Here is a 19,396-nt window from a genome sequence, read left to right as displayed (position 1 = left end):
AATATTGAATCAACCGGTGTTTCGAACTCAATGAAAGTTTCCCCCGTAAAATGCATTTTCAATATGCTCAACGGAAAGAAGGGTAAACGGTTCCTCCCTTGTAACGATTCCGATTACATCAAAGCGCGGTTGCAGTGCCGTTTTGTGTGACTGCAGATACAAAAGGGCAGTTTTGATAATTTTCTTCTGTTTTCCCGCCGTGACCGCCTCCAAGGGGCTGACACAATAATGCTCGTCGCGCGTTTTGACCTCGGCAAAAACAAGGTATTCCTTGTTTTCTGCAATCAGGTCAATTTCCCCGAAGCGGGAATGAAAATTGCGTGCGACAATGCGGTACCCTTTCTGCTCCAGCAGCTGGGCCGCGCGGTCTTCCCCAAGTTTTCCGGATGAGTTATTCATGAGATTCACCCAGAATTTTCTTTAAAAATGTCCTTCGGTGAACCGGGCTTGGACCGTACTGTTTCAGAAGTTCCCTATGTAGAGCCGTACCGTAGCCTTTATGTTTTGCAAACTGATATTCAGGATAAATTTTGTCGATTTCACCCATCACCCGGTCACGGCTGACCTTTGCAAGAATCGAGCCTGCTGCAATACTTGCGGAAAGCGCATCTCCTTTGATGATGGTCTGTACCTCCACTCCGAGCGGCGGCACCCGGTTTCCGTCCACCAGCGCTAAATCCGGCCTGATGGAAAGCCCGTCACACGCTCTCTTCATTGCCAGAAAGGTCGCCTGTAAAATATTGATCTCATCGATTTCCTGCTCCGTTGCAAAACCGACGGCGCAGCTGACCGCCGTTTCTCTGATGACATCAAACAGGGCCTCCCGTTTTTTTTCGCTGAGTTTTTTGGAATCATTCAGACCGTCAATCATACGGCCGGGGGGTAAAATAACAGCGGCAGCGAACACCGGGCCGGCCAGCGGGCCCCGTCCGGCTTCATCAATGCCGCAGATCATCCGATATCCTTTTTCCGCCGCCACATTTTCATAGGAAAACCAGTCCATCTTTATCTACCAACCTGTTCCAGCGTAATTCTGCCTAATTTGGCGCTTCGGAATTCATCCAGCACCATAATGGATGCACGCTCAACATCAATCTCTCCGCCGGAAATCAGCATTCCACGCTTTTTGCCGATCAGTTCCAGCATTTCATAGCCTTTTAAACCGGTCATATCGGTACCTTCCAGTTTGTATCTAGTTCTCAGTTCGCTGGGATAGCTGTCCCGCAGAACCTCCAGCAGACGGGATGCAAGGTGCTCCGTGTCAACCACTTCATCTTTGACTGCTCCGGTAAAAGCAAGCCTTTCCCCTACTGCCTTATCTTCAAATTTTGGCCACAACACCCCCGGCGTATCCAGAAGCTCAAAGCCCTTTCCAATGGTAAACCATTGGTTGGACCGGGTCACGCCCGGCCTGTCCTCAACATTTGCCTTGCTGTTTTTAGCAAGACGGTTAATCAGCGAGGATTTTCCCACGTTGGGAACTCCGACGATCATTACGCGGATCTGACGGCCCACCATCCCTTTTGCCTCCCAAGAGGCGATTCGGTCGCTCAGCACGTTTTTTACAAGAGGCATAAAGCCGTTCAGCCCTCTGCCCGTGCGGCAGTCAATGGCAATAGCAGGAATGCCCTGCGTCTTATAGAAGTCAATCCACCTATTAGTCTGAATCGGGTCGGCCATATCGCATTTATTCATTAAAATAACGCGAGGCTTGTTTTGGATCAATTCGTTTAAAACCGGATTCCGGCTGCTGACAGGAATTCGGGCATCAATAATCTCCGCAGCCACGTCAACCAGTTTTAAGCTTTTTTCAATTTGCCGTTTGGTTTTGGTCATATGACCCGGAAACCATTGTATCGTTTGTGCTTCACTCATTTTTTCATTCGTCCTATATCTTCAATGTTATTTTATTTTCCCAAATCTGTTAAACGGAAAAACAATCAATTCTGCTTTTCCCAAAATATATCTCGCATCCACCATTCCCACATCGGAAAACCGGCTGTCATTGGATACGGAACGGTTGTCTCCAAGAACGAAAACATGTCCGGCGGGAACTTTGAGCGGGTAGGTAAAATCCGAAGGCTGCGTTGTAATCCCGTTCTGAATGTAAGCGGATTCATCCAACGCTACGCCATCCACGAATACGGTACCTGTTTTGTAATCAATGTCTACCACTTGATTTTCCAGCGCGATTACTCTTTTGATAATCGGTTCCTGCAATTTTATCGTATGGGTAATGACGACAACGTCACCGGGACGAGGCTTGTAGAAAAAGCTGGACAGCACCACCCGGTCATTGGACCGCAGAGTCGGAAGCATGGAAGGTCCGCTCACATTTACCACCCTGAATAAAAACATAAAAATGATGATAACGGAGATTAGGGAAAAAATAAGCGCTTCTATCCACTCATAACTGTTGATGACAAAACTTCTTTTTTTAGCAGAAAGGACTTCCTGCTCGGATACGCTGTTTTCGTGATCCAATGGAGGAACAACTCCTTTATATCAAAAGGCACCGCCTTATAATTGACCGAATTTCTCGAATGGCACAATGATGAATTTTACTTTGCCAATAACGTAGCGCTGATCGATCATGCCGACCTCACTGAAACGGCTGTCTTCGGAAACCGTGCGGTTGTCCCCCAAAACAAAAACATGGCCGGCGGGAACTTTCTGCGGAAAAGGTACGTCGTACTCATCTTTGGTAATACCGTTTTCAATATAAGCGGACTCGTCAAGTTCCATGCCGTCCACGGAAACAATGCCGGTATGAAAATCAATATCCACCGTCTGGCCTTCCGTAGCGATGACTCTTTTTACGATGCGTCTGTCCAAAGAAGTTCCTTTGGCGTCGATCACAACAATATCCCCCCGGGTAAATGTTGGTTCAACGCAGGTAGTAAACAATTTATATCCGTCCATTAAATTAGGCTCCATAGAGGGCCCGTTTACAACGATATTTACTCTGAATACGAAGGTGAAAAAAATCATGATAACAATCAGCGCCGGGATCAGCGCTTCCATCCACTCAAAGCAGGCGCTGGCTATGCTGTTTTTTTCTGTTTTTGAGGAAGCGGGCTCCCTTTCCGTCTGAATTTCATTTGGATCCAAGAGTAATACAACTCCTTTTTCAATAACTTTGTTCATAGGGTTCCGAATTTTTCGTAAGGTATGAGAATTGTTTTGACTTTTCCGATAATATAGCGTTTGTCGACCATACCGACATCGCTGGAACGGCTGTCATCGGAGAATTTTCGGTTATCTCCCAGCAGAAACACACGTCCCTTTGGGACAGTCTGCGGGAAACTGAGATCGTATTGATTTTTGGTAATGCCGTTCTTTATGTAAGCGGATTCATCCAGCGCAACGCCGTTGACAGAAACCGTTCCCGTATGAAAATCAATATCCACCGTCTGACCTTCCGTTGCAATGACCCTTTTGATAATCAGTTCATGAAGTGAGGTGCCACGCGCGTCAACCACTACCACGTCGCCCAGTGAGAATTTCCGGTCGGTACAGGACATCAGCACCTTGTAGCTGTCCATAAAATTGGGCTGCATGGAAGATCCGTTGACTGTAATAATCCGAAAAAAGAAGACGAATACCGCCAGAATCACAAGCAGCGCCGGAATCAGCGCTTCCATCCACTCATAACAGCTTAAAACTACACGGTTAGTCGCTTTGCCGCCATCAGGCAATTCCGCCGGAGGACAAATTTTCAAGGAGCTGTCACCTCTTCTGAACCTGAAATATTACAATAGCAAAAAAGGGACACCTACATGTCCCTTTCAATCGCTATCTGATTCCTTATCTGAGCTGTTCCTTAACCTTGGCAGCCTTACCGACTCTGTCACGCAGATAGTAGAGCTTTGCTCTGCGTACACGGCCCTTACGGACGATTTCAACACTCTTTACGTTGGGTGAGTGAATCGGGAAAACTCTTTCAACGCCTACGCCATAGGAAAGACGTCTGACGGTGAAAGTTTCGGAAATGCCGCTGCCTTTACGGGCAGTAACGGTACCCTCGAAAACCTGAATTCTTTCTCTTTCGCCTTCTCTGATATTTACGTTGACCCTTACGGTGTCGCCAACTTCAAATACAGGGACTTCTGTTTTTACGGAATCTTGCGCAATCAGTTTTAATGCATCCATGGATATTTCCTCCTTAAAATTCAGACATTCATGCCGCAGTGGCAGAGGACTGTCCGCTTCAATGTCGCGGTACAACCGGGCATTAAACCCCACCAAAATAAATTAGCGGATTCCAAATGCCTATATATCATACCATAATAAGTAAAAAGGTGCAATCATTATTTTCATTTTATTCAAATATTTTAAAATCTGCGTTGTAAAGATCAATTCTCTGTATATCGCTGTATAAGTCCATTTGAAGATATTTTTTTATTGCGTCGCATAAAAGCGCAGGGTTCACATTCATGTTGCTTCCTGCTGGGAGCACCGTGCTGATTTCCACCCCATCCTCTTTCGGCACCACTTCCGTGAGATTCAGGTAGGGCTTCAGATCCAGATCAATCATCCCGTTTTTGGTGTGCTTGGGGACCATCACCGTTTCCCTGCTGAACAATTCCCTGATAGCGGCGGCTGTTTCTTCCGGATTCTGTTCCTTCGTTTCCAGATTCATCAGATAAGAGGCGTACGCGATCTGTCCCGGCTTCATCACCGGCTCGGTTGCGTCAAACACAGGGATATCATCCGGCAAAGCGGCATTCAGCTTTGCAATTAATTCTTCACGCGTTATTTCGTCGTCATTTAGTTTGATATCCATACTTTCCCGTTCTCCCCCGATACCGAGCGAAAGCGGAAGTGCAAAAGTAATGAATGCATGGGGATTATATCCCTGAGTATACCACAACGGAATTTTCGCCTTGTGTACCGCACGCAGCATACATCGGTTCAAATCGAGATGCGAGATGTACCTTGCCGTACCGATTTTCTTAAACCATACTCTGACGTTTTTCATAACAGATTCCTCCTTTGAAGCAAGCCGCGCCACAGGAAGAACACTGTTCCCGGCAGTTGGGGGTGGTTGCGTTTGAGTAGGCTTTTTTGCATTCCTCTATCAGAAATGATTTTTGGATTCCGTAATCAAGGTGATCCCACGGCAGCACTTCGTCGAAGCTTCTCCTGCGGTTGGCATAAAAAGCCGGGTCGATACCGCACTTCTTGAAAATTTCCATCCATTTTGAAAAAGAGAAGAAATTCTGCCAGCCGTCCATTTTGCACCCGCTTTGAAACGCTTCCAACAGGACGTCACACAAACGCCGGTCGCCGCGGGCAAAAACGGCTTCCAATAAGCTGGTATCCGCTTCGTGCCAGTTCGGCTCCACCTTTCTGGTTTTGACCGAGCCGACCAGATGCCGCTGCTTTTTACGAAGCATTTCCATAGTATCCTGCGGTTCCCACTGAAAAGGAGTAAACGGTTTGGGAACAAAGGAGGATGCACTGACAGTAACTTTTACGCTTTTCCCTTTTGGTTTGTCTGGATTTTCGTAAAAGGCATCCACTACCTTCTGTCCCAGCTCCGCGATTCCCGCAACGTCGTCCAAAGTTTCCGTAGGAAGTCCGATCATAAAATACAGCTTGATGGTTGTCCAGCCGCCCTTAAACGCAGTGTTGACGGTTTTCATCAGTTCTTCTTCCGTGACATTTTTATTGATAACATCTCTCAGACGCTGAGTACCCGCTTCCGGCGCGAAGGTAAGACCACTGCGGCGAACGGATTTGATTTTTGACATCAGTTCCGGTGAAAAATTATCGACCCGCAGAGAAGGGAGGGAAATCCCCGTATTCTCCTTTTCTGTCCAGGTGTGAAGTTGGTCGATCAGTTCATTCAGCTTGGAGTGGTCGCTCGTACTCAGGGAAGACAGTGAAATTTCGTCATAGCCCGTATTGTCGCAAAGGTCATGGCACTGCCGGTCAATAACGTCCACGGATTTTTCACGGAACGGGCGGTATAAAAAGCCCGCCTGACAAAAACGGCAGCCGCGGATACAGCCGCGCAGGACTTCCGCCACTGTTCTGTCGTGAACAATTTCAATGTAGGGAACCACAAATTTATCAGGAAAGTAGGACTTGTCCACATCCATCATAATGCGTTTTTGTACCGGCATGGGCGCTCCCGCCTTCGGTACAATCGACTTAACCGTATGATCTTCATTGTAGGAAACATCATACAAGGAAGGCACATAGACCCCCTCTATCCGTGAAGCCGCAATCAAAAATTCCTCTTTGGAGCGATTCTGTTTTTTATATTCCCGGTAGAGAGCGACCACTTCCAGGTCTACCTCTTCCCCTTCTCCAATAAAAAACAGATCAAAAAAGTCCGCCAGAGGCTCCGGATTGCAGGCACAGGGGCCGCCGGCCACCACAAGCTGGGACAGGGAATGCCGGTCGCTGGCCTTCAGCGGTACCCCGGCCAGATCCAGCATATTCAATATATTCGTATAGCTGAGCTCGTACTGAAGAGTAAATCCAATAATGTCAAAGTCACAGACACTGTCCCCGCTTTCCAGTGCATAAAGAGGTACGCCGTTTTTGCGCATTTCCTCCTCCATATCCACCCAAGGGGCAAATACACGCTCACACCAGACATAGGGTACCGTGTTCAGCTGACTGTACAAAATTTTCAATCCCAGATGTGACATACCCACTTCGTATATATCGGGAAAACAAAATGCAAAACGAACATCGACCTCATCCGCGTGTTTCATCACGCAGTTGAGCTCACCGCCGACGTATCTCCCCGGTTTTTGCACGTTTGCAAGCAGTTTTTCTATCTTTTTATTGACCATTCGTATCCTCCGCACAATATATGTTTTATTATTATACTGCCCGGACGCGGATAATGCAAATCAATAATATCTTCCGTTCTTGAGGAGAAGCAGAAAAATTAAATAAACGCATACCGTAAACAAATAAAAATTACCGTTGGCGCGGAACAGGAAAAGAAATCCGACCACAGCCAGCGGCGTCAAAACAGCAAATGACGTAATAGACACCACTCTGGCCGCCGAAGTGGAATTCATCCGGATACAAAGGATGGAATAAAGTGCCTGCCCCCCGTCCAGCGGCTCCACAGGCAGCAAATTAAACCCTGCCAGTACTAGGTTGGCAAGGATAAAAAAATGAAAATAACGTTCATCAGCGAGGGTACAGATCAGTGCGGCAGCTAGGTTGGTTCCCGGCCCAGCCACCGAAATGATCGCGTCCTGCCAGTAAGAGCGGTTGATTCCGGCAGATTTAATCATATCAATCCCGAACGGGGTAAAGCGGATCTGTGACGGTACCGCTCCAAACGCAACCATGACCGCCAAATGCCCAAGCTCATGTATGCTTGCCGACGTGACGCCCAGAATAGCCATACCGCTCCTGTCAAACAAGAAAAAAACCGCCAGTACGGCCACAAATAAAAAATTCACGGTCACACGGCAGTTTTTAATGGAAAATGACATCAGCTGTTCACCTGCTGAGAAGGTGTCCCCGACGGCTGATTAGGCGGAGGCTGAGAGGTAACCGTTGAATTTACCCCAGCCTGAGAAACGGTGCCTGTTTGAGATTCGGGGCTTGCCTGTGAACTTGCGGCGGTTTGTGAATTTCCATTCGCCTGAGAGTTTACTCCAGGCTGAGAAGCGGCACTTTCCACCTGAGAAGCCTGAGAGCGCGGCTTCGTAAAAAAGTCTGTTACGGACGGCAGTATCTCCACTACGGTGTGCTTTACATGGTCGATATCCTCCGTTGGCACAATGGAGTTGTTGATATTCTGAAAATACCAGCTTTTGATTACCTGATACGCATTTCCGCCAAAGATTCTGAGAAAGAGCGCCATGGCAAGAACGATACAGCAAACCGTGATCTGGATCGTTGTCAGCAATCTAGTGCTGATGATTTTTGCCTTTTTATTTCTTCTCGAATCCTGTCTGTCATCATCTTTTTTTCCATAATTTCTCTCATAATTTCTGTTATAATCCCTGCTGTAAACATCTTCGTAATGGTCTTCTACATAATCGTCGTCATCGTCTTCATAGTCATCGTCCTCTTTGTCATACCGCTCATCTTCATACCGATCATCCATTGTTATTCCTCCTGCATCATTATAATCCTAATAATAATATGTCCGATAACGGCGGAAGATGCCCTGAGCATGAAAAAACCGCCGTAAAATACGGCGGTTCGTCAGGTGGTTTTTATTTTGTTTTAGACTGAATGTATTGGTCGATGGAACGCGCGGCTTCTTTACCGCCGCCCATTGCCAAGATAACGGTTGCGGCGCCGCTGACGGCATCTCCTGCCGCGTAAACGCCCTCACGGGTAGTAGCCATGGTTGCTTCGTCAACCACGATGCAGCCCTTCTTGTTTGCTTCCAGCCCTTCTGTCGTGGAACGGATCAGCGGGTTCGGCGAGTTGCCGATTGCCATGACCACACAGTCGACCGGGATTTCAAAATTAGAGCCCTCTTTCGGCACAGGCTTACGTCTGCCGGATGCGTCCGGTTCGCCAAGTTCCATTTCAATGCATTCAATGGATCTTACTCTGCCGTTTTCATCGCCGTGAATAGCGACGGGGTTGCGCAAAAGATTGAAAAGGATGCCTTCTTCTTTCGCGTGGTGAATTTCTTCTTTTCGCGCGGGCATCTGCTCTTCGGCACGGCGGTACACAATATAGACATTTTCCGCGCCCAGGCGTTTGGCGGTTCTCGCGGCGTCCATCGCCACATTGCCGCCGCCCACAACGGCGACATTTTTCGGACGAATAATAGGAGTATCATATTCGTCCAGATACGCCTTCATCAGGTTTACTCTGGTCAGGAATTCATTAGCAGAATAGGTTCCGACCAATTCTTCACCGGGAATATTCATAAAGCTGGGCAGCCCGGCGCCGGTTCCGATAAATATGGCTTCGTAACCCATATCAAACAGCTCGTCCACGGACAACACCTTGCCCATGACCATATCCGTCTGAATGTCAACGCCTTTTGCCTTCAGGCCGTCGATTTCTTTCTGTACAATTTCCTTCGGCAGTCTGAACTGCGGAATGCCATACATCAGTACGCCGCCCGCGGTATGCAGCGCTTCATACACGGTAACGGAGTATCCCATTGCAGCCAGATCTCCGGCGCAGGTAAGGCCCGCGGGCCCGGCTCCGATTACGGCCACCTTATGCCCGTTCGGTTTAACATCAAACGTTTCCGCCCCGCCGTGCTTCATGTGCCAGTCTGCCACATAGCGCTCCAGACGGCCGATACCCACAGGTTCCCCCTTAATGCCGCGCACACAGTTGTGCTCACACTGGGACTCCTGCGGACAGACTCTGCCGCAGACAGCAGGTAGGGAATTGGTGGTCTTAATGATTTTGTAAGCGTTTTCCATGTCGCCGGAAGCAACACAGCTGATAAACTCAGGGATGCGGACACTGACCGGGCATCCGTTTACACAGGGCTTAGTTTTGCAGTTCAGGCACCGTTTGGCCTCTTCCACTGCCATTTCTTCCGTATACCCAAGCGAAACTTCTTCAAAGTTTTTATTGCGAATATTGGGCTCCTGCTCGGGCATTGGTGTTTTTACAGGTGACATATTAGGCATTTTTTGCACCCTCCATTAAGTGACAGTTGTATTCGTGTGTTGCTTCTTTTTCCGCGTCAAAATAGGTTCTAGAGCGTTTGATCGCCTCGTCAAAATCCACTTCATGACCGTCAAAATCCGGCCCGTCCACACAGGCGAATTTAGTTTTTCCACCGACCGTCAGTCTGCATCCGCCGCACATGCCGGTTCCGTCGATCATAATCGGGTTCATGCTGATTAGCGTTTTGATATGATACTCTTTCGTCAGGTTGCAGACAGCGCGCATCATGACAAGCGGCCCGATTGCAATCACCAGATCATAATTGGCCCCGTCCTCAATATTTTTGCGCAGAGCGTCGGTAACAAAACCTTTGTTTCCGTTGGAACCGTCGTCTGTGGTAAGAATCAAATGGTCGCTTACCGCCTTCATTTCGTCCTCGAGAATAATAATATCTTTATTTCGGAATCCGGCAATCATATCCACCTTTGCGCCCATGTTGTGCAGTGCTTTTGCCTGCGGATACGCAATCGCGCAGCCCGCGCCTCCGCCGATGACCGCAACTTTTTTATAGCCTTCCAGCTCGGTTGCTTTTCCCAAAGGACCAATGAAATCCAGTATCGCGTCGCCGACATTCAGCTGATCCAGCATCAGGGTAGTCTTCCCAACCTTCTGGTAAATGATCGTGATCGTTCCCTTTTCACGGTCATAATCCGCTACTGTCAGAGGAATTCTCTCCCCGAATTCATTGACCCGCAGGATAATGAACTGACCGGCTTTCGCCTTTTTTGCAATATATGGCGCTTCAACCGCCATTAAAGTCATAGAATCATTCAAAATACGTTTTTCGACAATTGTAAACATCATTACACTCCCTTTTCTCTAACGAGTAGTAAAAATATAGCCTTTTATTATTATAAAGGCTTGTAGCAAATTTATCAATAAAAAAATGCGATTCGGTTTATTTTCAAACCGAATCGCATTTTTTATTGCTTACTATAGGATAATGCAAATCAAGCCGTTGCAGCCCTCATTGATAATCCGCTCAATGGTCTCGCGCACCTTATCCCGTGCGTCCGTAGGCATTCTGTACAGCTTGTTGTGCAGTCCCTCATTAACAAGCTCATGCAGGCTCTTACCGAAGATGTTGGACTCCCAGATTTTGGAAGGACTTTCTTCAAACTCTTTCAGCATATACATAATCAAGTCCTGTGATTGCTGTTCGGAACCGACAATCGGTGTCAGCTCCGTTGTGATCTTGGTTCTCATCATATGGATGGAAGGCGCGGCTGCTTTTAAGCGTACCCCGTACTTTCCACCCTGTTTGATGATTTCCGGCTCGTCAAGCGTAAGCTCTTCAATGTCCGGCATCACAATTCCGTAGCCGGTATCCAGAACATCCTGATAGGCGTCTTTGATTTTATTGAATTGATCCCTGATTTTTGCCAGGCCGAGAATACTGTCCAAAAGTCCGCCTTCGTCCTGGATATCAATACCGGTTTTTTCGCCCAGAATCTTATAGAACAAATTTGGCTGTAGACTTACGGAAATACGCGCGTTTCCGGTTCCCAGATCAATCAGCTCCGTCTTTGCTCCACTGACATACTCACACTGATTGATGTCATTAATAATGGTCCCAACTTCGCGAACACGCGAAATTTTGGATGCTGAGTTTTGAATCGTACCGAAAACAGCCGAGCGCAGCCAGTGCTTTTTTTCAAGGCTGGAAAGCCAGCGCGGCATATCGACTTTAATGGCCTTGACAGGAAATTCAAACAGGACCTTGGAAAGAATATCGCGGATTTGTCTCTCTTCCATTTCAAGACAGTTGACCGCAACCACAGGCACTCTGTATTTATCCTGCATCTGTGCGGCCATCGACATGGCAGAATTGGACTCCGGCGCGGTACTGTTCAGCAGAACAATGAAAGGTTTGTTGATTTCCTTCAGCTCTTTGACAACCCTTTCCTCCGCCTCTTCATATTCCGCCCTCGGAATATCGCTGATACTTCCGTCCGTCGTAACAACCAGACCAATGGTCGAATGCTCCGTAATGACTTTTTTGGTGCCGATTTCGGCAGCCATATTAAAGGGGATTGGTTCGTCATACCATGGAGTCATCACCATACGCGGCTGGTCGTTTTCTATGTATCCAAGCGCGCTGGGGACAATATAACCAACACAGTCAATCATGCGTACCGAAAAAGTCGCACTGTCATCCACCTTCACTTTGACGGCCTGCTCCGGAATAAACTTCGGCTCCGTCGTCATGATGGTACGTCCTGCGGCGGACTGCGGCATTTCATCAATTGCACGGTCACGCCTGTAGCTGGAATCCATGTTCGGAACGACGATGGTATCCATGAATTTCTTAATAAAAGTGGATTTTCCGGTTCTTACCGGTCCGACCACCCCAATATAAATATCGCCGTTCGTACGCTGAGAAATATCACTGTAAATATTGCGGTCTTCCATTTTACCTCCCCCTCAGGCAGAGAAATTTAATTTTATTGCGAATGTCTCTCAAGGAAACCTTACATAGGAATCAGCAGCATCCCCCTGTTCTCAACGAAATCACCGGTTAAATCGTTTTCCAGTTTAATCGCATTGACTGAGGTGCAGTATTCGCGGGCGATATTCCATAAACTTTCTCCCGCATCGGCATAATAAATGCTTAATGCCGCGGATTTATCCTGTGCCCTGGGTTTGGTTTCATCTGCTGCGACATCGGTAATCAGTTTCAGGCTGTATTGGCTGTACACTGCTGCGCTCAGCCTCAGTTCAACCTTCAGATCAATTCCGCCGCCTGTAATCCGGTAGCTGATGCCTGCCACATACATGGAAGCATTGCATTTGATATTGTCTGCTTTTGCCTGATACGGACGGGCATACTCAAAATCCATCAACCGTTCAAAATAGATCGGTTTCTTGTCAGGGTTAAGAGCAAGCACACAGACGTTAAACTTGCCTTTATAATTGATCTGCCCGTTGGCAGAATCGGCGGAAACGGTGCTCATTTCATTCCAGATATCAATAATTTTGGAGATCTGGATATCCTCCAGTGCCAGAGAGCCCTTATGGATATCGGTATCACTGGTAAATTCAACAGCATTGTCTATATTTTTCTGCTTGGAGCTGATATTCAGATCGTACTCCTTGGAATAAGCGTCCGTAACCATCGTGACATCGGTATTCTGGTACGCCGCCGCGTTGGCAAATACTTTGACCTGAACATCAAAGTAAGTCTGGTCACCGGAATAATCGTTTTTGATCTGTGCTTCTATTCCGACCACATTCAGCTGAATATTAAAAATACAGTTTTCGGTTACTCCCTCACAGTCAATCATTTCATTGAACGGGAGCGCGTATTCCATTACTTCCAGCGCAGATTCGTTATCGGCTGTGGAATATACGAATTTTATGCATACTTCACCTTTTACCATCAGCTTGTTTGCGACAGGAGTGTAGTCCTGAAGCACGGCAAACGCATCGGAGCGAATCAGATTATCCGCAGGAGGTTTGCCCTGCCCAAGTTCCAGCACCTCTTCCACGGTGAACTGCTGCTGAGAAGCGCCCACCATCTTATTCAGTGACAGGGTGTTTTTCTGCTCTTCCACCCCTTCACCGTCAATGTTGGAAATCACTTCGTTTTCTGCCTGTACAATCACTTTTGCGCATGCGGAAAAAGAACCGTGTATGTCCAGACGACGGGGACTGGTCGCACGGCAGTTGATATATTCCACCCTTGTGAATGCAAAGATCTGCGCGTTGTCGGCGCTTTGCTTCAAGGTGATAGCCGCGGAGAATGACTGGTTGCTTTCATAGCAGTGTACAGCCATGCCACCGGAGTCAAGATAGAGAATTTTTACGGTGTAGTTGCCCTCCAGCTCCAGTCTGTCCCCGGTAATGCCTCTGGAGGTAATGTGCGGATAAACCTGACATTTTAGAATTCTTTGTATATCGGGGCAGTAGTCAGGCAGGCTGATGTCGAGATCCACCGGCTGCTCCTGGCAGCCATCATAAATCACTTCGCTGGTGGCCAATGCCTCACGGTTAAGCATATAATCCATAAAGGTTCTCTCCTTTTCCTGTTTCTACCTAATTGTTATTCTAATCTTGTACGGTTTATGCGCATTCGCATAAAAAATTACCGGCTGCATCAGCAGCCGGCATCCATTTTTAATATTCTTTTTTTATGTTAAAAAACTTCCGTAATACAAATCCTAAAAATTTCGAACTCTTCAAAACGACTACTTTCATCTCACAGACCTCCCATTATGTTCCACACCTTAAAAGTGTGAGTCCCAATATGACCAATATGGTCGCTACTATAAACAGGATTAATCCCGTTGGGCAAAAACAAGAGGCAGCCAGCCCTAGCCCAAATGCGACAGCACACTTAGCAGTGCAGCAGTTATTTCGTTGCCACATCCAGCTCACCGCCATTATATAAGAATAAGACTGTATTTCTTCTGTCTTATCACATTATATTCAGCGATCGTTTCTTTGGTTCCCTTATGACAGCAAAAAAATCAGGGCATTTCCACTGTGAACAAAAATCTGCGCCTGCTCCTCCATGATGACATTGCTGACACCAATTGGATTGCCAGAGGAAATGGACGCTTCCCGGAGTGGATATTTCATTCCTTCGTAACTTACCGTGCAGAATCCTACGCCAAAAGGAAAAACGGAAATGGTCCTACCTTTCAGGCCGCTTAACGTCAGCTTACCGCCCGAAAGAAGAAAGACCTTGCAGTCTTTATCCACAATCACTCCTTTACAGCCCTGCGAAGTAAGGTACTGCAGTGAGCAAAAATTCGAATAAGAATGATCGATCCGTCCGCCCAAAGCACCGAAAAGCGTAAAATCACGATATCCCCGTTTGATTGCTTCCTTGATGGCCGCCATCATATCGGTATCATCTTTTTCCCTGTGCAGCCGAATTGCTTCCAGACCGTACGGCAGTTCATTTTTCACAGAGTCAAAGTCGCCGATAAGCAGATTGGGTGTAAGATGATGTTCCAGAGCCACATCCAGACCGCCGTCAGCACAGATAATAAAAGAATCATCCTGATCGATTTCTTCCAATACACAGCCGTATTCGCAGGGCGCCGAACCAATAATCACACATTTTTTCATTTCATATTCCATTCTTTCAGATCTTTAACTTCATTGTACATAGCAAGATAGCTTTCATGACGGGATTTGCTGATAACACCCTCCTCAACTGCTTTCAAAACCGCACATCCCTTTTCACAGGTGTGTGAGCAGGATACGAATTTACACTGATTCAGATAGGGCTCAAATTCCCGGAAGCAATACTGAAGATTTTCTTTTTTCACCAGATCATACCGTTCAACGCTGATGGAAGAAAAGCCGGGTGTATCCGCGACATAGGTGTTTTCTCCGAGCTTTAAAAATTCAACCTGTCTGGTGGTGTGACGGCCGCGGCCCAGCTTCTGGCTGATTTCTCCGGTTTGAAGATGGAAACGTGAGTCAATTCTGTTTAGAAGTGAAGACTTTCCGACCCCGGAATTTCCGGTAAAGGCCGAGATTTTTCCATCCAAAAGCTTCACTACCTCTTCGACTCCCTCTCCCGTTGCCGAAGAGATGGTAAGCAGCGGAATCCCTGTTGTCTGATAAATATCAATGAGCCACTGACAGTCCTTTAAATCACTTTTGGAAATAACAATAACAGGTTCTATTCCCTTATCTTCAGCCGCAGCAATGGTTTTATCGATAATCAAAGTACTGGGAGAAGGGTCGCAGATCGACACAACAATGATCAGTTGGTCAATGTTTGCAACCGGAGGACGAACCAAAGAGTTCTTTCGAAGAAGAATTTCCTCAATGGTGCATGTCCCGTCTTTTTCAAGACTGACAGTGACATGGTCGCCGACAAAAGGGGTCACTTTATTTTTCCGGAAAACGCCTCTTGCTTTGCACTCATACAGCGTATCGGCGGCCTCCACATAGTAGAAGCCGCCGATACCTTTTACAATGGTACCGTTTATCTTATCCATACTCATCAGTCAGAAGGCGTAATGCCGCCGCTTGGGATTTCACTGCTGCCCCCGCTGCTGGCATTATTGTATGGATAACTTTCGTTTTCTGCGGAAGTTCCCGCGTCAAAGTCCAGCGTAAAGACTTTGTACTTGCTTCCGTCCAGCTGAATAATCAGCTGCTGCTTGCCGCTTGTTCCGTTGAAAGTGAGCTGGCAGACGTCATTATAGGACGGATTGACTGTTTTTTCCGTCTTTAGCTCGTTACCGAGATAGGCTTTCAGATTAATGTCGTGAGAAACCTCTTTCGGCAGCTGAACAAATACATCAATGGCCTTTTCCGACTTTTTACCGGAACTTACAACGATGGACACTGTACTTCCCTTTGCAACCTGTACACCGGGCAGCGGGTTTGTTTCAATAACTACGTCCTTGGCTTTATTGCTGTCATCCTTTGTGGTGATATCACCGACGGTCAAGCCTGCCGAAGAAATTTCCGCTTTGGCAGCCTCTATATTTTTATCAATAACGGCAGGAACGGCGACTTTTTCATCTTCGCTGCCGGTACTGACGTAAACCTTAATCTTAGTTCCCTCCGTTACCTGAGTTCCGGCAATCGGGTCGGTGTCTCTGACATAACCCTTTTCGGTTTTGTCATCTACAACCGGCAGAATCTCATACAGCAGGTTCACCTTTTCCAGATCGGCAATCGCTTCTTCCTGTGTCTTGTTGGAAAGATCCGGAACGGAAACCGGTTTGCCGCCGGCGTTAATGGTAAGTGTAATTTCAGCATTGGCTTTTACGGTTGTTCCGGCTTTCGGATTCTGACTCAGAACAACCCCAGTCTTTTGCGTCGCATCATTTTTCGTTTCAGTAACAAAGGTCAGATTCTTGTACTGATCGTTGTCCTTTGTTTCGGCCTTGACCTCATCGAAGGTTTTTCCCGCAAAATCCGGCAGGACTACGTTTCCGACTCCGCTGCTGCAGCTGTGAAACAGCGCGGCAATGCCAAAACCGATTACCACAATGAGAAACGCTGAAGCGATTCCGGCAATTATCAAGGAAGCAGTAGACCGCTTCTTCTTTTTAGGAGTTCTGGCCGGTTCTTCCTCATATTCATAATTATCATTGTAGGCGGGAGGTTCCGCTCCCTTTACTGTGTTAATGGCGTCAATATATTTGGTTGGCTTCTCATCAATAAAATATTTGTACTGAAAACTGATACTGGGGTTTCTCCGAAAAGCTTCAATATCGCGAAGCATTTCCGCTGCAGACTGGTAACGCTGCGTAGGGTTTTTCTGCATTGCCTTCAGAGTGATTTCCTCCAGGCCGTCCGGCACGGAAGGATTGATTTCTTTTGGGGGCTTTGGATCGGCCTGCAGCTGCATAATGGCAACGGAAACCGCACTGTCCGCTTCAAACGGCAGTCGCCCCGTAATCATCTCGTAAAGCATAACGCCTACGGAGTAGATATCCGCCTTTTCATCGGTCAGATCTCCCCTAGCCTGTTCCGGCGCAATGTAATGAACGGAGCCGATTGCCTTATCCGTCATTGTACGCGTTTCACTGCGGGAAAAGCGGGCAATCCCGAAATCGGTCACTTTAATGGTGCCGTCCTGCAACAGCATAATGTTCTGCGGCTTAATGTCACGGTGAACAATGCCTTTTTCATGCGCATGCTGAAGCGCGCGCAAAATCTGAACGGTAAAATGGATAGCTTCTTTCCATTTTATTTCCTTCTGCTGATCCAAATATTCTTTTAATGTAATCCCGTCAATGTATTCTTCGACAATATACTGAATTCTGTCACCAAAGCTGACATCGTAGACTTTTACAATATTAGGGTGGGATAACACTGCAATTGCCTTGGACTCATTTTTAAAGCGCCGAATAAACTCGTCGTTTCCCAAAAACTCATCCTTGAGTATTTTGATTGCAACCGTACGGTCATCAATCGTGTCATACGCGCGGTAAACCAGCGCCATTCCGCCGGTTCCGATCAGTTCATGTATTTCATAGCGTCCGTCGAGCCGTTTGCCTGTGTACTTATCCATAAAATCAACTCCTGTCAGCAGTAGTTTTCAATGATGACAACCGTAATGTTGTCACCGCCCCCGCAGTCTTTTGCGAGCGTCACAAGCTTGTCTGTAAGACTGTCGGCATCCATGGTTTTAGACAGCTCAAAAATCTGTTTGGCATCAATATAATTGGTTAGGCCGTCCGTACAAATGAGAAGCATGCTGCCGGAATAAAATTCATATTCACTGTAATCAATTTGAATGGAAGATTCCACACCCAGCGCACGGGTAATTATGTTTTTCTGGGGATGAATTTTTGCCTGCTGTTCCGTAATATCCCCATTGTTGACCATTTCCTGTACCATGGAATGATCCGTGGTGAGCTGCCGAATGTCATTTTGGGTTATTAAATACGCTCTGCTGTCTCCGGCATGGGCAATATGAGCAATGCCGCCAGAAACAATCACCGCGACTACCGTCGTACCCATCCCCGCCAGCTGTATATGGTTCGCTGCTTCGTCATGAATGGCAAGATTGGCGCTGTGAATCGCCGTCAGCATCAGATCTTTAACGGAACCGTCAGTCATCTCTTCCTGAAAGGATGAAACAATCCCTTCGGAAATTTTATCTACGGCAATTTCACTGGCAATATTGCCCCCGTTTACGCCGCCCATTCCGTCACAGACAACAGCCCACGCGGAATTTTCGGAAAAGGTGCCGCTTTTACAGGCGTCCTGATTGGTTTGTCTGACAAGGCCAACATCACTTTTGCTGAATATTTTCAACATTGGCCACCTCCTCTTTGTACCTGCGCCTTAACTGGCCGCAGGAAGCATTTATATCTGAGCCGAGCGTCCTGCGAACGGTAACGGTAATTCCCTTACCTGAAAGAATTCGGCTAAATTTTTGCAGTCGGTCGGCAGAACTTTTTTTAAATCCGGCTCCGCTCACATCATTGACCGGGATCAGATTAACGTGACTCAGAATTCCGCTGAGTCTTCCCGCAAGTTCCTTTGCACAGGCATCGCTGTCGTTTACCCCGTGAATCATGGCATATTCGAAAGAAATCCGGCGGCCGGTCAAATCGGCATAATACCGACAGGCTTTTATCAGTTCCTCCACACCCCATCTATGATTCACCGGCATAGTTCTGGAGCGAATTTCGTCATTTGGAGCGTGAAGAGAAACCGATAAAGTAAGCTGCAGTTTCTTTTCCGCCAGATCATAAATCTTATCTACCACGCCGCAGGTGGAGAGGGAGATGTGCCGCATGCCGATATTCATACCCTCATCAGAAGAAACCAGCTCCAGAAATCGAAGAACATTTTGATAATTGTCCAACGGTTCGCCCATTCCCATCATGACTACATTGGAAATCCGAATACCGGCGTCTTTCTGGGCAGCCTGAATCTGTGCCAGCATTTCAGAAGCCGTCAGGTTGCGCGAAAAGCCGCTTTTCCCCGTGGCGCAGAACGCGCAGTTCATTTTACAGCCCACCTGTGTGGAAATGCAGATCGTGTGCCCGTGGTGATAGTCCATCAATACGCCTTCGACATATTCGCCGTCGTTTAAGCAAAAAAGATATTTTACTGTATCATCCAGCTGGGACTCCAGTCTTTTTTCTATCACAGCATTCGCTATGTAATATTTTTGCGCAAGATCCTGCCGAAATGCTTTCGATTGATCCGACATTTGTTCAAAATCTTCCACGCCGCGGTGCAGCCATCTATATACCTGTATAGCACGAAAAGCCGGTTGGCCGTCAGCGGCAAAATCGGCTTTTATCTCATTGAGGGTCAT

General features: G+C 47.2%; 20 protein-coding genes. All 20 read right to left on the bottom strand.

Features of this window, described 5'->3' with window-relative positions:
- Nucleotides 1–27: 27 nt before the first annotated feature.
- The 20 genes from J5W02_RS14530 to rlmN all read right to left on the bottom strand — a co-directional run bounded on the left by J5W02_RS14530 (nucleotide 28) and on the right by rlmN (nucleotide 19,396).
- The gene (locus J5W02_RS14530) at nucleotides 28–399 is read right to left on the bottom strand and encodes a YraN family protein (RefSeq protein ID WP_219966429.1); all 372 of its coding nucleotides are present in this window, start codon (nucleotides 397–399) and stop codon (nucleotides 28–30) included.
- Nucleotides 392–1,003, bottom strand: coding sequence for a ribonuclease HII (locus tag J5W02_RS14525; RefSeq protein WP_219966428.1), 612 nt, complete (start codon nucleotides 1,001–1,003; stop codon nucleotides 392–394). Before J5W02_RS14525 ends, J5W02_RS14530 begins: the two co-directional genes overlap by 8 nt.
- Before the next feature lie 2 nt (nucleotides 1,004–1,005).
- A complete protein-coding gene (gene ylqF / locus J5W02_RS14520; RefSeq protein WP_219966427.1) occupies nucleotides 1,006–1,875 on the bottom strand; it encodes a ribosome biogenesis GTPase YlqF in 870 nt (289 codons plus the stop codon).
- Nucleotides 1,876–1,902: 27 nt separating this feature from the next.
- Nucleotides 1,903–2,484, bottom strand: coding sequence for a signal peptidase I (lepB, locus tag J5W02_RS14515; protein ID WP_219966426.1), 582 nt, complete (start codon nucleotides 2,482–2,484; stop codon nucleotides 1,903–1,905).
- 36 nt (nucleotides 2,485–2,520) lie between these two features.
- Nucleotides 2,521–3,111 (bottom strand): signal peptidase I, encoded by a 591-nt coding sequence (gene lepB / locus J5W02_RS14510; RefSeq protein WP_255575796.1) that lies wholly within the window; start codon nucleotides 3,109–3,111, stop codon nucleotides 2,521–2,523.
- Between the two features lie 32 nt (nucleotides 3,112–3,143).
- Entirely contained in the window at nucleotides 3,144–3,722 is a 579-nt protein-coding gene (gene lepB / locus J5W02_RS14505) for a signal peptidase I (RefSeq protein ID WP_255575795.1), read from the bottom strand.
- Between the two features lie 85 nt (nucleotides 3,723–3,807).
- Nucleotides 3,808–4,152, bottom strand: coding sequence for a 50S ribosomal protein L19 (gene rplS, locus J5W02_RS14500; RefSeq protein WP_219966424.1), 345 nt, complete (start codon nucleotides 4,150–4,152; stop codon nucleotides 3,808–3,810).
- Nucleotides 4,153–4,321: 169 nt separating this feature from the next.
- Nucleotides 4,322–4,981, bottom strand: a complete 660-nt coding sequence (locus J5W02_RS14495) for a TIGR03936 family radical SAM-associated protein (RefSeq protein ID WP_219966423.1) — start codon at nucleotides 4,979–4,981, stop codon at nucleotides 4,322–4,324.
- Nucleotides 4,956–6,812, bottom strand: coding sequence for a TIGR03960 family B12-binding radical SAM protein (locus J5W02_RS14490; protein ID WP_219966422.1), 1,857 nt, complete (start codon nucleotides 6,810–6,812; stop codon nucleotides 4,956–4,958). Before J5W02_RS14490 ends, J5W02_RS14495 begins: the two co-directional genes overlap by 26 nt.
- 60 nt (nucleotides 6,813–6,872) lie before the next feature.
- Entirely contained in the window at nucleotides 6,873–7,472 is a 600-nt protein-coding gene (locus tag J5W02_RS14485; protein ID WP_219966421.1) for a metalloprotease, read from the bottom strand.
- Nucleotides 7,472–8,092 (bottom strand): hypothetical protein, encoded by a 621-nt coding sequence (locus tag J5W02_RS14480; RefSeq protein ID WP_219966420.1) that lies wholly within the window; start codon nucleotides 8,090–8,092, stop codon nucleotides 7,472–7,474. Before J5W02_RS14480 ends, J5W02_RS14485 begins: the two co-directional genes overlap by 1 nt.
- 112 nt (nucleotides 8,093–8,204) lie before the next feature.
- Nucleotides 8,205–9,599: an NADPH-dependent glutamate synthase gene (gene gltA / locus J5W02_RS14475; RefSeq protein WP_219966419.1), complete on the bottom strand. Its 1,395-nt coding sequence runs from the start codon at nucleotides 9,597–9,599 to the stop codon at nucleotides 8,205–8,207.
- The gene (locus J5W02_RS14470; RefSeq protein ID WP_219966444.1) at nucleotides 9,592–10,440 is read right to left on the bottom strand and encodes a sulfide/dihydroorotate dehydrogenase-like FAD/NAD-binding protein; all 849 of its coding nucleotides are present in this window, start codon (nucleotides 10,438–10,440) and stop codon (nucleotides 9,592–9,594) included. Before J5W02_RS14470 ends, gltA begins: the two co-directional genes overlap by 8 nt.
- A gap of 132 nt (nucleotides 10,441–10,572) precedes the next feature.
- A complete protein-coding gene (spoIVA, locus tag J5W02_RS14465; protein WP_219966418.1) occupies nucleotides 10,573–12,051 on the bottom strand; it encodes a stage IV sporulation protein A in 1,479 nt (492 codons plus the stop codon).
- 59 nt (nucleotides 12,052–12,110) lie between these two features.
- Nucleotides 12,111–13,646 carry a DUF3794 and LysM peptidoglycan-binding domain-containing protein gene (locus J5W02_RS14460; protein WP_219966417.1) on the bottom strand — a complete coding sequence of 512 codons (1,536 nt, stop codon included), beginning with the start codon at nucleotides 13,644–13,646 and terminating at the stop codon, nucleotides 12,111–12,113.
- A gap of 445 nt (nucleotides 13,647–14,091) precedes the next feature.
- Nucleotides 14,092–14,715 carry a thiamine diphosphokinase gene (locus tag J5W02_RS14455; protein WP_219966416.1) on the bottom strand — a complete coding sequence of 208 codons (624 nt, stop codon included), beginning with the start codon at nucleotides 14,713–14,715 and terminating at the stop codon, nucleotides 14,092–14,094.
- Nucleotides 14,712–15,599, bottom strand: coding sequence for a ribosome small subunit-dependent GTPase A (rsgA, locus tag J5W02_RS14450; protein WP_330659767.1), 888 nt, complete (start codon nucleotides 15,597–15,599; stop codon nucleotides 14,712–14,714). The genes J5W02_RS14455 and rsgA overlap by 4 nt, the downstream gene beginning before the upstream one ends.
- Before the next feature lie 5 nt (nucleotides 15,600–15,604).
- Nucleotides 15,605–17,632 (bottom strand): Stk1 family PASTA domain-containing Ser/Thr kinase, encoded by a 2,028-nt coding sequence (pknB, locus tag J5W02_RS14445; RefSeq protein WP_219966414.1) that lies wholly within the window; start codon nucleotides 17,630–17,632, stop codon nucleotides 15,605–15,607.
- 14 nt (nucleotides 17,633–17,646) lie between these two features.
- Nucleotides 17,647–18,384: a Stp1/IreP family PP2C-type Ser/Thr phosphatase gene (locus J5W02_RS14440; RefSeq protein ID WP_255575794.1), complete on the bottom strand. Its 738-nt coding sequence runs from the start codon at nucleotides 18,382–18,384 to the stop codon at nucleotides 17,647–17,649.
- Entirely contained in the window at nucleotides 18,359–19,396 is a 1,038-nt protein-coding gene (rlmN, locus tag J5W02_RS14435; protein ID WP_219966442.1) for a 23S rRNA (adenine(2503)-C(2))-methyltransferase RlmN, read from the bottom strand. Before rlmN ends, J5W02_RS14440 begins: the two co-directional genes overlap by 26 nt.

Source organism: Caproiciproducens faecalis, from assembly GCF_019448085.1.
Taxonomy (GTDB): Bacteria; Bacillota; Clostridia; order Oscillospirales; family Acutalibacteraceae; genus Caproiciproducens; species Caproiciproducens faecalis.
Note: the sequence above shows the minus strand (reverse complement) of the source record. Positions and strands in the feature narration are given on the sequence as shown.

Bases quoted from the DNA above. Each gene is read 5' to 3' on its own strand.
- J5W02_RS14530 (WP_219966429.1), bottom strand. From the start codon at position 399: ATGAATAACTCATCCGGAAAACTTGGGGAAGACCGCGCGGCCCAGCTG.
- J5W02_RS14525 (WP_219966428.1), bottom strand. From the start codon at position 1,003: ATGGACTGGTTTTCCTATGAAAATGTGGCGGCGGAAAAAGGATATCGG.
- ylqF (WP_219966427.1), bottom strand. From the start codon at position 1,875: ATGAGTGAAGCACAAACGATACAATGGTTTCCGGGTCATATGACCAAA.
- rplS (WP_219966424.1), bottom strand. From the start codon at position 4,152: ATGGATGCATTAAAACTGATTGCGCAAGATTCCGTAAAAACAGAAGTC.
- J5W02_RS14495 (WP_219966423.1), bottom strand. From the start codon at position 4,981: ATGAAAAACGTCAGAGTATGGTTTAAGAAAATCGGTACGGCAAGGTAC.
- J5W02_RS14490 (WP_219966422.1), bottom strand. From the start codon at position 6,812: ATGGTCAATAAAAAGATAGAAAAACTGCTTGCAAACGTGCAAAAACCG.
- J5W02_RS14485 (WP_219966421.1), bottom strand. From the start codon at position 7,472: ATGTCATTTTCCATTAAAAACTGCCGTGTGACCGTGAATTTTTTATTT.
- J5W02_RS14480 (WP_219966420.1), bottom strand. From the start codon at position 8,092: ATGGATGATCGGTATGAAGATGAGCGGTATGACAAAGAGGACGATGAC.
- gltA (WP_219966419.1), bottom strand. From the start codon at position 9,599: ATGCCTAATATGTCACCTGTAAAAACACCAATGCCCGAGCAGGAGCCC.
- J5W02_RS14470 (WP_219966444.1), bottom strand. From the start codon at position 10,440: ATGTTTACAATTGTCGAAAAACGTATTTTGAATGATTCTATGACTTTA.
- spoIVA (WP_219966418.1), bottom strand. From the start codon at position 12,051: ATGGAAGACCGCAATATTTACAGTGATATTTCTCAGCGTACGAACGGC.
- J5W02_RS14460 (WP_219966417.1), bottom strand. From the start codon at position 13,646: ATGGATTATATGCTTAACCGTGAGGCATTGGCCACCAGCGAAGTGATT.
- J5W02_RS14455 (WP_219966416.1), bottom strand. From the start codon at position 14,715: ATGAAAAAATGTGTGATTATTGGTTCGGCGCCCTGCGAATACGGCTGT.
- rsgA (WP_330659767.1), bottom strand. From the start codon at position 15,599: ATGGATAAGATAAACGGTACCATTGTAAAAGGTATCGGCGGCTTCTAC.
- pknB (WP_219966414.1), bottom strand. From the start codon at position 17,632: ATGGATAAGTACACAGGCAAACGGCTCGACGGACGCTATGAAATACAT.
- J5W02_RS14440 (WP_255575794.1), bottom strand. From the start codon at position 18,384: ATGTTGAAAATATTCAGCAAAAGTGATGTTGGCCTTGTCAGACAAACC.
- rlmN (WP_219966442.1), bottom strand. From the start codon at position 19,396: ATGACCCTCAATGAGATAAAAGCCGATTTTGCCGCTGACGGCCAACCG.